The organism is Citrobacter sp. CK185 (genome assembly GCF_030333565.1).
In the GTDB taxonomy this organism is placed as follows: Bacteria; Pseudomonadota; Gammaproteobacteria; order Enterobacterales; family Enterobacteriaceae; genus Citrobacter_B; species Citrobacter_B koseri.
In genome coordinates this window covers 142,049-154,644 of record NZ_JAOWFR010000001.1, presented here as the reverse complement: position 1 = coordinate 154,644, position 12,596 = coordinate 142,049, and the positions used below count along the sequence as shown (strand labels likewise).

At 57.5% G+C, this 12,596-nt stretch carries 11 protein-coding genes and 1 riboswitch; of the genes, 4 read left to right on the top strand and 7 right to left on the bottom strand.

Translation table 11 applies throughout. The features are described from left to right. Nucleotides 1-5: 5 nt before the first annotated feature. Nucleotides 6-1,715: a ribulokinase gene (gene araB / locus OGV79_RS00680; RefSeq protein ID WP_286464538.1), complete on the bottom strand. Its 1,710-nt coding sequence runs from the start codon at nucleotides 1,713-1,715 to the stop codon at nucleotides 6-8. Nucleotides 1,716-2,054: 339 nt separating this feature from the next. Between araB and araC the strand changes: the two genes are divergently transcribed. Next, nucleotides 2,055-2,900 carry an arabinose operon transcriptional regulator AraC gene (araC, locus tag OGV79_RS00675; RefSeq protein ID WP_012134104.1) on the top strand — a complete coding sequence of 282 codons (846 nt, stop codon included), beginning with the start codon at nucleotides 2,055-2,057 and terminating at the stop codon, nucleotides 2,898-2,900. Between the two features lie 119 nt (nucleotides 2,901-3,019). Continuing rightward, the gene (locus OGV79_RS00670; protein ID WP_012134103.1) at nucleotides 3,020-3,787 is read left to right on the top strand and encodes a DedA family protein; all 768 of its coding nucleotides are present in this window, start codon (nucleotides 3,020-3,022) and stop codon (nucleotides 3,785-3,787) included. A 92-nt stretch (nucleotides 3,788-3,879) separates the two neighbouring features. On the opposite strand, the gene thiQ is transcribed toward OGV79_RS00670, so the two are convergent. From thiQ to sgrR, 4 genes are all read right to left on the bottom strand, one after another. Continuing rightward, nucleotides 3,880-4,578: a thiamine ABC transporter ATP-binding protein ThiQ gene (thiQ, locus tag OGV79_RS00665; RefSeq protein WP_058668564.1), complete on the bottom strand. Its 699-nt coding sequence runs from the start codon at nucleotides 4,576-4,578 to the stop codon at nucleotides 3,880-3,882. Beyond that, complete coding sequence (thiP, locus tag OGV79_RS00660; RefSeq protein ID WP_110494682.1) at nucleotides 4,562-6,172, bottom strand: thiamine/thiamine pyrophosphate ABC transporter permease ThiP; 1,611 nt, start codon at nucleotides 6,170-6,172, stop codon at nucleotides 4,562-4,564. Before thiP ends, thiQ begins: the two co-directional genes overlap by 17 nt. Continuing rightward, complete coding sequence (gene thiB, locus OGV79_RS00655) at nucleotides 6,148-7,131, bottom strand: thiamine ABC transporter substrate binding subunit (RefSeq protein ID WP_047458953.1); 984 nt, start codon at nucleotides 7,129-7,131, stop codon at nucleotides 6,148-6,150. The genes thiP and thiB overlap by 25 nt, the downstream gene beginning before the upstream one ends. Before the next feature lie 31 nt (nucleotides 7,132-7,162). Beyond that, nucleotides 7,163-7,284, bottom strand: a riboswitch (TPP riboswitch). 33 nt (nucleotides 7,285-7,317) lie between these two features. Next, nucleotides 7,318-8,973 carry an HTH-type transcriptional regulator SgrR gene (sgrR, locus tag OGV79_RS00650; RefSeq protein WP_012134099.1) on the bottom strand — a complete coding sequence of 552 codons (1,656 nt, stop codon included), beginning with the start codon at nucleotides 8,971-8,973 and terminating at the stop codon, nucleotides 7,318-7,320. A gap of 93 nt (nucleotides 8,974-9,066) precedes the next feature. Between sgrR and sgrT the strand changes: the two genes are divergently transcribed. Together sgrT and OGV79_RS00640 are read left to right on the top strand one after the other, a co-directional pair. Further along, nucleotides 9,067-9,189 (top strand): glucose uptake inhibitor SgrT, encoded by a 123-nt coding sequence (sgrT, locus tag OGV79_RS00645; protein ID WP_024130713.1) that lies wholly within the window; start codon nucleotides 9,067-9,069, stop codon nucleotides 9,187-9,189. A 122-nt stretch (nucleotides 9,190-9,311) separates the two neighbouring features. Further along, nucleotides 9,312-10,490 (top strand): sugar efflux transporter, encoded by a 1,179-nt coding sequence (locus OGV79_RS00640; protein WP_012134096.1) that lies wholly within the window; start codon nucleotides 9,312-9,314, stop codon nucleotides 10,488-10,490. Nucleotides 10,491-10,579: 89 nt separating this feature from the next. On the opposite strand, the gene leuD is transcribed toward OGV79_RS00640, so the two are convergent. Both leuD and leuC read right to left on the bottom strand, forming a co-directional pair. Continuing rightward, nucleotides 10,580-11,185 carry a 3-isopropylmalate dehydratase small subunit gene (leuD, locus tag OGV79_RS00635; protein WP_049008518.1) on the bottom strand — a complete coding sequence of 202 codons (606 nt, stop codon included), beginning with the start codon at nucleotides 11,183-11,185 and terminating at the stop codon, nucleotides 10,580-10,582. A 10-nt stretch (nucleotides 11,186-11,195) separates the two neighbouring features. Further along, nucleotides 11,196-12,596 (bottom strand): 3-isopropylmalate dehydratase large subunit, encoded by a 1,401-nt coding sequence (gene leuC / locus OGV79_RS00630; RefSeq protein WP_012134093.1) that lies wholly within the window; start codon nucleotides 12,594-12,596, stop codon nucleotides 11,196-11,198.

The window sequence follows — 12,596 nt, the reverse complement described above, 5'->3', positions numbered from 1 at the left end:
TGTCCTTAATGGGTCAGGGTTGCCTGGCTGACCGGGGTTTTTGGCGCCGGGGCGGCAGTCGGAAGATAGTGTTGTTCAGCGCTGACCGCCCACTGCCGGTAGCGCTGATAAAGCTGTTCGAAGCGTTGAGCCTGTTCCGGGCGCGGTTGCAGGGTGTTCTCTACGGCGCTGGCCATTTTTTGTTGTGCGGCAGGGATATCGACATGCGTTTTTGCGGCGACGGCGGCAAAAATGGCGGCGCCTAACGCGCAGCACTGGTCTGAGGCGACAATCTGTAGCGGGCGGTTGAGCACGTCGCAGCAGGCCTGCATGATCACCTGATTCTTACGGGCGATGCCGCCCAGCGCCATCACGTTGTTGACGGCAATGCCCTGTTCGGTAAAGCATTCCTGAATGGCGCGTGCGCCGAAGGCAGTGGCGGCGATCAGGCCGCCAAACAGCGCTGGCGCATCGGTGGCGAGATTCAGATCGCTAATCACCCCTTTCAGACGCTGATTAGCGTTCGGCGTGCGGCGACCGTTAAACCAGTCGAGCACCACGGGCAGATGATCCAGCGATGGATTCTTCGCCCACGCCTCGGTCAGCGTCGGGAGTAGCTGCTTTTGGCTGATGGCGATTTGGTCTTTCAGTTCAGGATGCTGCGCCGCAAGCTGCTCCAGCGGCCAGCCGAGAATGCGGCCAAACCAGGCATAGATATCGCCGAATGCCGACTGTCCCGCTTCCAGACCAATAAAATCAGGCACGACGCTGCCGTCTACCTGGCCGCAAATGCCTTTCACCGCGCGGTCGCCGACGCTCTGCTTGTCGGCAATCAGAATGTCGCAGGTCGATGTGCCGATCACTTTCACCAGCGCATTCGGCTGCGCGCCCGCGCCAACCGCGCCCATATGGCAGTCAAACGCGCCGCCAGAGATGACCACGCTTTCCGGCAGGCCGAGGCGTTGCGCCCACTCCGCGCACAGCGTGCCAACCGGCAGATCGGCAGTGAAGGTATCGGTAAACAGCGGCCAGGCGAGGTGGCGGTTGATGATGGGATCGAGGTCATCGAAGAAACTGGCGGGCGGCAAACCGCCCCAGCTCTCATGCCACAGCGATTTATGTCCGGCGCTACAGCGACCACGGCGAATATCCTGCGGGCGCGTGGTGCCGGAGAGCAGGGCTGGCACCCAGTCGCACAGCTCAATCCAGGAGGCGGCGGCCTGCGCGACGGCGCTGTCCTGACGCGTAACGTGCAGAATTTTCGCCCAAAACCATTCGCTGGAGTAAATACCGCCGATGTAGCGGGAATAATCGGTTTTGCCCGGCGTATGGCACAGGCGGGTGATGGCTTCCGCTTCTTCGACCGAGGTGTGATCTTTCCACAGGACGAACATCGCATTCGGGTTTTCGGCGAACTCAGGACGCAGCGCCAGTACGTGGCCGTCGGCATCAATGGGGGCGGGGGTGGAGCCGGTGCTGTCGACGCCGATGCCGACCACCTCGCCACGCTGTGACGCGCTCAGGGTCGCGAGAACGTTTTTCAACGCAGCTTCCATTGACTCTATGTAGTCGCGTGGATGATGGCGGAACTGGTTGTTCGGGGCGTCGCAATAGCGCCCTTCCTGCCAGCGGGGATACCACTCTACGCAGGTGGCGATCTCTTCCCCGGTGGCGCAATCCACCGCCAGAGCACGAACTGAATCACTGCCAAAATCGAGGCCAATTGCAATCGCCATCGTCTTACTCCATCGAAAAAAACAGGTATGGAGAAACAGTAGATAGCGGGGATAAAAACCGTCAGGCAGGATCCGCTAATCTTATGGATTAAAATGCTATGGCATTGCAAAGTGTGACGCCGTGCAAATATTCAATGTGGACATTTCTGTCGTAGTTATAGACACTTTTGTTACCCGTTTTTATCGCCTTCGCAATCGGCCTTTGTTACAAATCTCTTTTCGCAAGCGGGGTTGATGGTCCGTAACCGCAATGACGGCGGGGCGCAGAGGGGAAGGTGAAGATGTCTCACTCAATATGGACAATTGGTTTCTTCTCAGAACGCCGGGAGTATTGAATTTATGGCTGAAACGCAAAATGATCCCCTGCTGCCGGGTTATTCGTTTAATGCGCATCTGGTTGCCGGGCTGACGCCCATTGAGGCGAACGGCTATCTGGATTTTTTTATCGACCGCCCGCTGGGGATGAAGGGGTATATCCTTAATCTTACGATTCGCGGGGAAGGGGTGATCAATAACCACGGCAAACAGTTTGTCTGCCGTCCGGGGGATATTTTGCTGTTTCCGCCTGGCGAAGTACACCACTACGGTCGCCATCCCAACGCGAGCGAATGGTATCACCAGTGGGTGTACTTCCGACCGCGCGCCTACTGGCAGGAGTGGCTCACCTGGCCGACGATTTTTGCGCAGACCGGTTTTTTCCGCCCTGACGAAGCGCACCAGCCGCGCTTTAATGAGCTTTTTGGTCAAATCATCAATGCCGGGCAGGGGGAAGGGCGCTACTCTGAACTGCTGGCGATTAACCTGCTGGAGCAGCTTCTGCTGCGACGTATGGAGGCGATCAATGAATCGTTGCATCCGCCGATGGACAGCCGGGTGCGCGACGCCTGTCAGTACATCAGCGATCATCTGGCGGACAGCCAGTTTGATATTGCCAGCGTGGCGCAGCACGTCTGTCTGTCGCCGTCCCGCCTGTCGCACCTGTTCCGCCAACAGTTAGGCATTAGCGTACTGAGCTGGCGCGAGGATCAGCGCATCAGCCAGGCGAAGCTGCTGCTCAGCACGACGCGGATGCCGATAGCCACCGTCGGGCGCAATGTCGGGTTTGACGATCAGCTTTATTTCTCTCGCGTCTTTAAAAAATGTACCGGGGCCAGCCCGAGCGAGTTCCGCGCTGGTTGTGAATAAAAAGTGAATGATGTGTCTGCAAAGATGTCATAACGCGTAATCTATTCAGACAATTGGCGACTTGACGAAGCGGGTGAGGGTTAGCAGAATCGCTGCTTCGTAAATCTGACGGACACATTATGCAAGCATTGCTGGAACACTTTATTCTCCAATCCGCTCTGTACTCGCTAATTGCGGTGGCGCTGGTGGCCTTTCTGGAGTCGCTGGCGTTGGTCGGTCTGATTCTGCCCGGTACGGTGATGATGGCGGGGCTGGGGGCGCTTATCGGCAGCGGTGAGCTGAATTTCTGGCATGCGTGGCTGGCGGGCATTATCGGTTGCCTGCTGGGGGACTGGATCTCCTTCTGGTTGGGCTGGCGCTTCAAAAAGCCGCTGCACCGCTGGTCTTTTATGAAAAAGAACAAAGCGCTGCTGGATAAAACCGAACACGCGCTGCATCAACACAGCATGTTCACCATTCTGGTCGGGCGTTTTGTCGGCCCGACGCGGCCGCTGGTGCCGATGGTGGCGGGGATGCTGGATCTGCCCGTCGCGAAATTTATCGTGCCGAATATTATTGGCTGCGTGCTGTGGCCGCCGTTCTATTTCTTGCCGGGGATTCTGGCGGGCGCTGCGATCGACATTCCGGCCGATATGCAGAGCGGCTATTTCAAATGGCTGTTGTTGGCAACGGCGCTGCTGCTGTGGCTGGCGGCCTGGCTGTGCTGGCGGTTATGGCGTAGCGGTAAGGCCGCCGCCGATCGCTTAACGCCGTTTTTACCGCGAGGCCGCCTGTTATGGCTGGCGCCGGTGATGCTCGGCGCGGGCATTGTCGCGCTGGTGATGCTGCTTCGTCATCCGCTGATGCCGGTGTATATCGATATTCTGCGTAAAGTCGTGGGTTACTGAGGAATCTTTTGCCGGATGGCGCTGACGCTTATCCGGCCTACAACGGATGCCTGTCCGTAGGCCCGGTAAGCGCAGCGCCACCGGGCACCCCATTACGCTTTAATGCCCAGCAATGCTGAGGCGCTGGCCTGACCGCTTAATAACTCATCCGTTTTGCCCTGCCATGCGATACGCCCGTCGGCCACGACAATCGAGCGTGACGCAATGCGCGCGGCATCCTCCACGCTATGCGACACCATCAGCAGGGTTAATTGCTGGTCGCGGCAGACGTCGCTGACCAGCGTCAGCATCTCCTGACGCAGGGCGGGATCGAGAGCGGAAAACGGCTCGTCGAGCAGCAATACCGGCTGCTCGCGCACCAGGCAGCGCGCAAGCGCCACGCGTTGACGTTGCCCGCCGGAAAGCTCGCCCGGCAGGCGCTCCAGCAGATTTTCGATCCCCATCTGGCGTGCAATATGATGCAGCTTCTCCCGCTGAGCCGCGTTCAGCTTTAGCCCAGGGTTTAACCCCAGCCCGATGTTCTGCTGCACGTTCAGGTGGCTGAACAGATTATTTTCCTGAAACAGCATGGAAACGGGACGGCGGGAGGGCGGTGTCGTGGTGTGATCCTGACCTTCAATCATTATTGTGCCGCTGGCCGGTGTCAGAAACCCGGCGATTAAATTCAGCAACGTACTTTTCCCGGCGCCGCTTGGCCCGAGAACCGCCACCTGTTCACCGCGCGCCACCGACAGTGTGAAGCGCATGGGCAAATGGTGATAAAGCCAGGTGATATCAGTCAGTTTTAACATTTCGCCCCGGTAATTTTTCGATAACGGTAAACAGCATAAAGCAGAGCATCAGCAGTAATAATGCGGTAACCGCGCCGTCCTGGCTGCGATAGGAGCCAATTTGCTGATACAGATAAAACGGCAGCGTGCGGAAATCGTCGTTGCCAAACAGCGCCACCACGCCAAAATCACCGATGGAGAGCACGCAGGCAAAGGCCAGCGCCTGCGCCAGAGGGCGTTTCAGGGCGCGCAGTTCCACCACCTTCAGTCGCGACCATCCCTCAATGCCCAATGACTGACACAGCATACTGTAGCGTGCGGTCACGTCGCGCATGGGGTTTTCCAGCACTTTTAGCGCATAGGGAATCGCCATTAGCGCGTTGGTGAAAATCACAATACCGTCAGCCGACTCCGGTAGCCCAACGCTGTTGTTGAGCAGTAAGAAGAAGCCGGTCGCCAGCACGATGCCGGGCATGGCAAGGATCAACATTCCGCTCAGCTCCAGCGCCTGACCTGCCAGTACCTGCTGGCGGGCGCGCAGTTCGCGGCTGCTCCATAAAAGCATCATCGTCAGGATGACGCACAGCACTCCCGCCGCCAGCGCAATGCGCAGAGAGGTCCAGAGCGCCTGCCACAAAATGGGTTGCGCCAGCACGTCCAGCAGGCTGCGATTGACGCCATCAATAATAACCGCCAGCAGCGGCGGGAGAAGCAACAGCAGCGCCAGGGCGATCAGCAGGCTGTCCGTCAGGCGGCTGTGGAGCCGATCGTCAGGGTCGCGCCAGCCTTGTACCAGCGTGACGCCGGGGGCAATGGCTTTACTCAGCCGCTGGCTCAGCAGCACCAGCGCCAGACAACATATCATCTGGATCAGCGCCAGCATGGCCGCACGGGCAGGATCGTAGTCGTAGCTCAGCGCCTGATAGATGGCCAGCTCGATAGTGGTAGCCTGCGGGCCGCCGCCAAGTGACAACACGGTGGCGAAACTGGCGAAACAGAGCATAAAAATCAGCGCCGCCACCGGCGGGATTTGACGACGCAGCCACGGCCATTCAACAAAGCGGAAGAAGTGCCAGCCGCGCATACCTAGCTGCGCGGCGAGCTGTCGCTGTTCGCCGGGAATGTTTTCCAGCGCCTGAAGCAGCAGGCGGCTTGCCATCGGCAGGTTAAAAAAGACGTGCGCCAGTAAAATCCCCTGCAAGCCGTAGGGCGAGAAATGCCACTCCAGCCCCAGCGTATGCCACAGCGAGGCCAGCCAGCCCTGACGACCGTAGACGCTGAGGATACCGAAAACGGCGACCAGCACCGGTAAAATCAGCGTCATGGCGCACAGGCGCAATAACGCCAGACGTCCGGGAAAACGGCGACGATAGAGCGCTCTGGCGAGGAAAATCGCCGGGATGACGGAGAGCAGCGCCGACAGGAACGCCTGCCAGAACGAGAAACGCACGACGTGCCACAGGTAGCTGTCCTGCCACAGCGACGACCATTCACCCTGCGGCGCGTTAAGCCATAGCGCCAGAAATGCCGCCAGAGCCACTGCCACCATCAGCGCGGCGGCAGAAAGCCCGGGTATCAGCCAGCCGGGAATTAGCGGCTGACGGCGCGTTGCCATTCGCTAATCCATGCCTGACGCTGGGATGCCACTTCCGCAGGCGTAAATTCCAGCGTGGTGGATGGCTTCGTCAGTTGTTCAAATCCTGCGGGCAGGGCGACGTCAGCGACCGGATACATCCAGTTGCCGGTAGGAATGGCGTTCTGGAATGCCGGTGAAACCATAAATTTGAGGAATTTTTCTGCCAGTTCCGGCTGTTTGCTGGCGGCAGTGCGCGCAGCTACTTCCACCTGTAGGTAATGACCTTCGCTGAAGCTGGCGGCGGCGTAGTTATCTTTTTTCTCTTCGATGATGTGATACGCCGGAGAGGTGGTGTAGCTCAGCACCAGATCGCTTTCGCCTTTCAGGAACAGGCCGTAGGATTCGCTCCAGCCTTTGGTGACGGTGACCGTTTTGGCCGCCAGTTTTTGCCAGGCTTCCGGCGCGTTATCGCCGTAGACTTTCTGCATCCACAGCAACAGACCCAGCCCCGGTGTACTGGTGCGCGGGTCCTGATAAATCACGCGCCATTTCCGATCGCTCTCTACCAGTTCTTTCAGGCTTTTCGGCGGATTTTTCAGTTTGTTTTTGTCATAGATGAAGGCGAAGTAGCCATAATCAAACGGCACGAATGTGTCGTTATGCCAGCCGCCTGGCACGTTAACCGCATCAGGCGCAATGCCGCTTTTCGCGAACAGGCGGGTTTGCGTGGCGGCTTCCAGCAGGTTGTTGTCCAGGCCAAGCACCACGTCGGCTTTGCTGTTTTTCCCTTCCATTCGCAGGCGGTTAAGCAGCGAAACGCCATCTTCCAGCGCCACCAGCTTCAGTTCGCAATCACAGTCAGCTTCAAAGGCTTTTTTGATTGTCGGGCCAGGCCCCCAGTCGGCAGCGAAGGAGTCATAGGTATAGACGGTCAGAACAGGTTTGGCGAAGGCAGGCGCTGCGCACAGGAGTAGCAAGGGAAGACATTTTTTTAACACTTTGCACCTCATAAAGTGGGTGGCAAAGGACTTGAGAAGCAGTCTCAAATCCCTTCGCCGGCGTTATCCGGATCAGGTTCGACGGGTATTTTCTCAGCCCATACACTTCACGAATGGTTTTGCGTATGTTTATCAGCACCCCGTTGAGGACGGCGTTAGTGTAGTGATTTTGTTGCTAAGCGGCAATCATGGGTCGGGTGGCGCAAACCATGCCGATTTAAAGTCAAACCAGCCGAGGGTGTTCATACGTAGCCCGCGCATACTGCGCTGCCCCTGGATAATCAGCCAGTGGTGGATCAGCGGGACGATCGCTTTACTGGCGAGCAATTGCTGGCACCACACTGCCAGGTTCATCTCGCCGTTTCGCCACTGCGCGGCGTCGCCCTCCCAGTCCAGCGGGATGCAATGCTGCAACAGCGGGACTTCGCACAGGTGCGCAAACAGGGAAAAATCGAGCGGTAGCGTAAAGTTGGCGCTGTTGAGCCAGATGTCGCTTGTGACCTCCCCCGCATGCCATTGATCGTAGTCGATCTCATGGATATCCAGATGGACCTGATGTTCAGCCAGCAGCTGGCTCATGATCTGCGCGATCACCCGATGTTCGATGTGGTCGTGGTAGTAGGTCAGCGTGATCGTCTCCAGCCCGGCGGGTTTTTCGCCGTGTCCCGGGCGGGCATGGTGCCAGCGGGGCAGTAATCCGTAAGCCGGGAACCAGTGGCGCTGGTATTGCTCGTCGGCATAGAAGAGCAAATTGCTGGGGGAGAGCACGCGGCTTATCCACTCTCTGACTTCCTGATTCGCGCCGCGATTCGTCCGGGCGTCGAACAGCATATAGTAGCAGCCCTCTTCCAGTCGGCTTTCGATGGCTTTTTCATCTTCGGTCGGCCCTTTTAACGTCAGACCGCCGTTCGGTTCGTCGCCAATGTCCGGCAATACCCAGACGTTCACTTCATCAATCAGCGCCCGATAGCCGAAGAAATCATCAAAGGCGTGGATTTTTAACTGGTTGCGCGTATTACGCATCACCGCGTAAGGGCCGGTGCCGATCGGATGGCTGGAGAAGTTATTCAGCGTTTCCCACTCCCGCGGCAGGATCATCGCCGGAACCTGACCCAGCAGCCACGGCAGCCAGCGATCCGGCTGCGACAGGTGAATATCCAGCGTCCAGGCGGTGGGGGAGACTATCTCGGTAATGTGCGAGTAGAGCGGCAGGGCGTTGATGCGCGTCAGTGAGGCAATGACGTCCTCCATCTCCAGCTCGCGTCCGTGATGGAAGTGAATCCCCGGACGAAGAAAAAAACGCCACTGCAAAGGGGAAATCTGTTGCCAGTGGTGGGCAATATCGGCTTCCAGTTCCCCATTTTCCTCATTTACGCGCGTCAGTGCGCTGAAAATTTGCCGGGCGATATGGGTTTCTGAACGACGCAATGCGGTGCCAGGCAGCAGGTTGTGCATTGGACGATAGTAGAGCACGCGCAGAATATGCCGCCCCTGGCGAAAGCTGCGCCCCAGGTGGGACACCAGCATTTGCCGCACGGCGGTTTTGTCGCCCACCAGCTGTACCAGCTGGTCGATGCGATCTTGCTCCAGCAGGTCTTCCGCCCGCTGCTGCTGTAGCGCCAGCCCGGTATAGAGGAAGGTCAGACGGGAGCGTTTCCCGCGTCCGACCTCCGCCTCCCACGTCAACCAGCCACGTTCCTGCATGGTATTCAGCAGCGTACGCATATGGCGGCGGGAGCAGCTCAGCAGGTCCGCCAGCTCGTTGAGCGTAGTGTCTTGCGTTTTGCCGTCGCAGCATTGCCACAGACGGATGAACTGTTGTTGCAGACGACCTGAAGACATAAAAGGGGAACTCCTGCGCAAAACTCAGCAATTTTACTATCCCCATATTAGGTCAATAATGGATTCCGATGAAGCAATATGGAGAGGTCTTCGATGCGTCAGTTTTATTTGAAGTACTTTACCGCGACAGAAGGGTTGTCTTGGTTGGCTTGTCCGAGCGCGCCGCAGCGCTTAAAGATGCTTGAAGAACTGATGCAGTGGGAGGTGACTGCCTGACCTCGGATTTCCGAATTGCAGACATCATGTGTGACTGAGTATTGGTGTTTATCGCCGCGCCAGCAGATAATTCCTGCTGGCTTTTTTCGTTTCGGCTGCGTTTAGCCATAAAAAGGGAAAGTATGCTCTGGTTAATGACGATGGGACGGCGTCTCAACGGTGTTTATGCCGCTTTTATGCTGGTTGCCTTTATGATGGGCGTGGCGGGAGCGTTGCAGGCACCGACGCTGAGCCTGTTTTTGAGTCGTGAAGTCGGTGCGCAGCCGTTCTGGGTCGGCCTTTTTTACACGGTCAACGCGATTGCCGGGATTCTGGTCAGCCTTGCATTAGCAAAACGCTCGGACAGTAAAGGCGATCGCCGTAAGCTGATTATGTTCTGCTGCCTGATGGCGATTGGCAACGCGCTACTGTTCGCCTTCAATCGCCATTATCTCACCCTGATCACCTGCGGCGTGTTATTCGCGTCGCTGGCCAATACCGCCATGCCGCAGCTATTTGCGTTGGCGCGGGAATATGCCGATAACTCCGCGCGTGAAGTGGTGATGTTCAGCTCGGTAATGCGTGCGCAGCTTTCACTGGCATGGGTGATTGGCCCGCCGCTGGCTTTTATGCTGGCGCTGAACTATGGCTTCACGGCGATGTTTTCCATTGCCGCCGGCATATTCGCCATCAGCCTGGCGTTGATCGCTTTTATTCTGCCTTCGGTGGCGCGCGTTGAGCAGCCTGCCGATGTTCCGGTCACGGAAGCGGGCGGCTGGCAGGATAAAAACGTCCGTATGCTGTTTATCGCCTCCACGCTGATGTGGACCTGCAACACCATGTACATCATTGATATGCCGCTATGGATAAGCCTTGAGCTGGGTTTACCGGATAAACTGGCCGGAATATTGATGGGAACCGCAGCAGGTCTGGAGATCCCGGCGATGATTCTGGCTGGCTACTCGGTGAAGCGCTTCGGTAAGCGGCGGATGATGGTTATCGCCGTGGCTGCGGGGGTACTGTTTTATCTCGGCCTGATTTTCTTTCACAGCCAGACGGCGTTGCTTATCCTGCAACTGTTTAACGCGGTGTTTATCGGCATTGTGGCGGGGATTGGTATGCTGTGGTTTCAGGATTTAATGCCTGGCCGCGCCGGTTCAGCTACCACGCTGTTTACCAACAGTATCTCCACGGGAGTGATTCTGGCCGGGGTGATTCAGGGCGCGGTCGCGCAAAGCTACGGGCATTTCGCTGTTTACTGGGTGATAGCGGCGATTTCGCTGGTGGCGCTGGTGATGACCGGGCGGGTGAAGGATGTGTAAAAAATGCCGGATGACGGCTTCGCCTTATCCGGCCTACACAGAGTGGCAGGCCGGATAAACGAAGTGCCATCCAGCAGGTATGCTGAGAATCAGCGCATAAACGACGGTTGTTTCTCTTCGTATGCCGCAATTGCGCTTTCGTGTTGCAACGTCAGGCCGATGCTGTCCAGACCGTTCAGCATGCAGTGGCGGCGGAAGTCGTCGATTTTAAAGCTGTAGGACTTATCGCCCGCTTTTACTACCTGCGCTTCCAGATCCACTTCAAATTTAATCCCCGGATTGGCTTTCACCAGGGCGAATAGTTCATCGACCTCTTCATCGCTCAGTTTTACCGGCAGCAGCTGGTTGTTAAAGCTGTTGCCATAGAAGATATCCGCGAAGCTCGGCGCGATGACCACTTTAAAGCCGTAATCGGTCAGCGCCCACGGCGCGTGCTCGCGCGATGAACCGCAGCCGAAGTTTTCCCGCGCCAGCAGAATCGATGCGCCTTTATATTCCGGGAAGTTCAGCACGAACTCCGGGTTCGGCTGCTGACCTTTTTCATCCAGAAAACGCCAGTCATTGAACAGATGCGCGCCAAAACCGGTGCGGGTGACTTTCTGTAAAAACTGTTTCGGTATAATCGCGTCGGTATCGACGTTAGCAGCATCCAGCGGGACGACCAGGCCGGTGTGTTGGGTAAATTTCTCTGCCATGGTGTGCTCCTTATTTGATGCTGCGAATATCGGCGAAATGACCGGTGACGGCGGCAGCGGCAGCCATCGCCGGGCTAACCAGATGCGTGCGTCCGCCGCGCCCCTGACGACCTTCAAAGTTACGGTTGCTGGTGGAGGCGCAGCGCTCGCCCGGATTCAGACGGTCGTTGTTCATCGCTAGGCACATGGAACAGCCTGGTAAACGCCATTCAAAACCGGCTTCGATAAAGATCTTATCCAGACCTTCCGCCTCTGCCTGCGCTTTTACCGGGCCGGAGCCGGGAACCACCAGAGCCTGAACGCCCGGTGCAACTTTACGCCCTTTGGCGATTTCCGCCGCCGCGCGTAAATCTTCAATACGCGAGTTGGTGCAGGAACCGATAAACACTTTGTCGATCGCCACGTCGGTTAACGGAATGCCCGGTTTCAGCCCCATATAGGCCAGCGCTTTTTCGGCGCTTGCGCGCTCGACAGGATCGGCAAACGAGGCTGGATCGGGGATGTTGTCGTTGACGGAGATAACCTGACCCGGGTTGGTTCCCCAGGTAACCTGCGGCGCAATGTCTTCCGCTTGCAGGGTCACGACGGTATCGAACGTTGCGCCGTCGTCGGTTTTCAGGGTTTTCCAGTATGCGACGGCATCGTCAAAATCGCTGCCTTTCGGGGCGTGCAGACGCCCTTTTACGTAGTTGAAGGTGGTGTCATCCGGCGCGACCAGACCGGCTTTGGCGCCCATCTCGATCGCCATGTTGCACAGGGTCATACGACCTTCCATGCTCAGATTGCGAATGGCTTCGCCGCAGAACTCGACCACATGGCCCGTACCGCCCGCGCTGCCGGTTTTACCGATAATCGCCAGCACGATATCTTTCGCCGTAATGCCCGGCGCAGCCGTGCCTTTCACCTCAATCTTCATGGTTTTTGCGCGGCCCTGTTTCAGGGTCTGCGTCGCCAGAACGTGTTCAACTTCGGAGGTGCCGATGCCAAACGCCAGCGCGCCGAATGCGCCGTGCGTGGCGGTATGGGAATCGCCGCAAACAATGGTCATCCCCGGTAAGGTCACGCCCTGTTCCGGCCCCATTACGTGGACGATCCCCTGATACGGGTGGTTCAGGTCATACAGCTCCACGCCGAACGCTTTGCAGTTTTTGATCAACTCCTGCATCTGAATCCGCGCCATCTCGCCAGAGGCGTTGATGTCTTTGGTTTGCGTAGAGACGTTATGATCCATCGTCGCGAAAGTTTTACCGGGCTGGCGAACCGGGCGGCCGTGGGCGCGCAGGCCGTCAAACGCCTGCGGAGAGGTCACTTCATGCACCAGATGCCTGTCGATGTACAGCAGCGGGGTTTCGTTCTGCGCCTCATAAACCACATGCGCATCGAACAATTTTTCATACAACGTTTTAGCCAT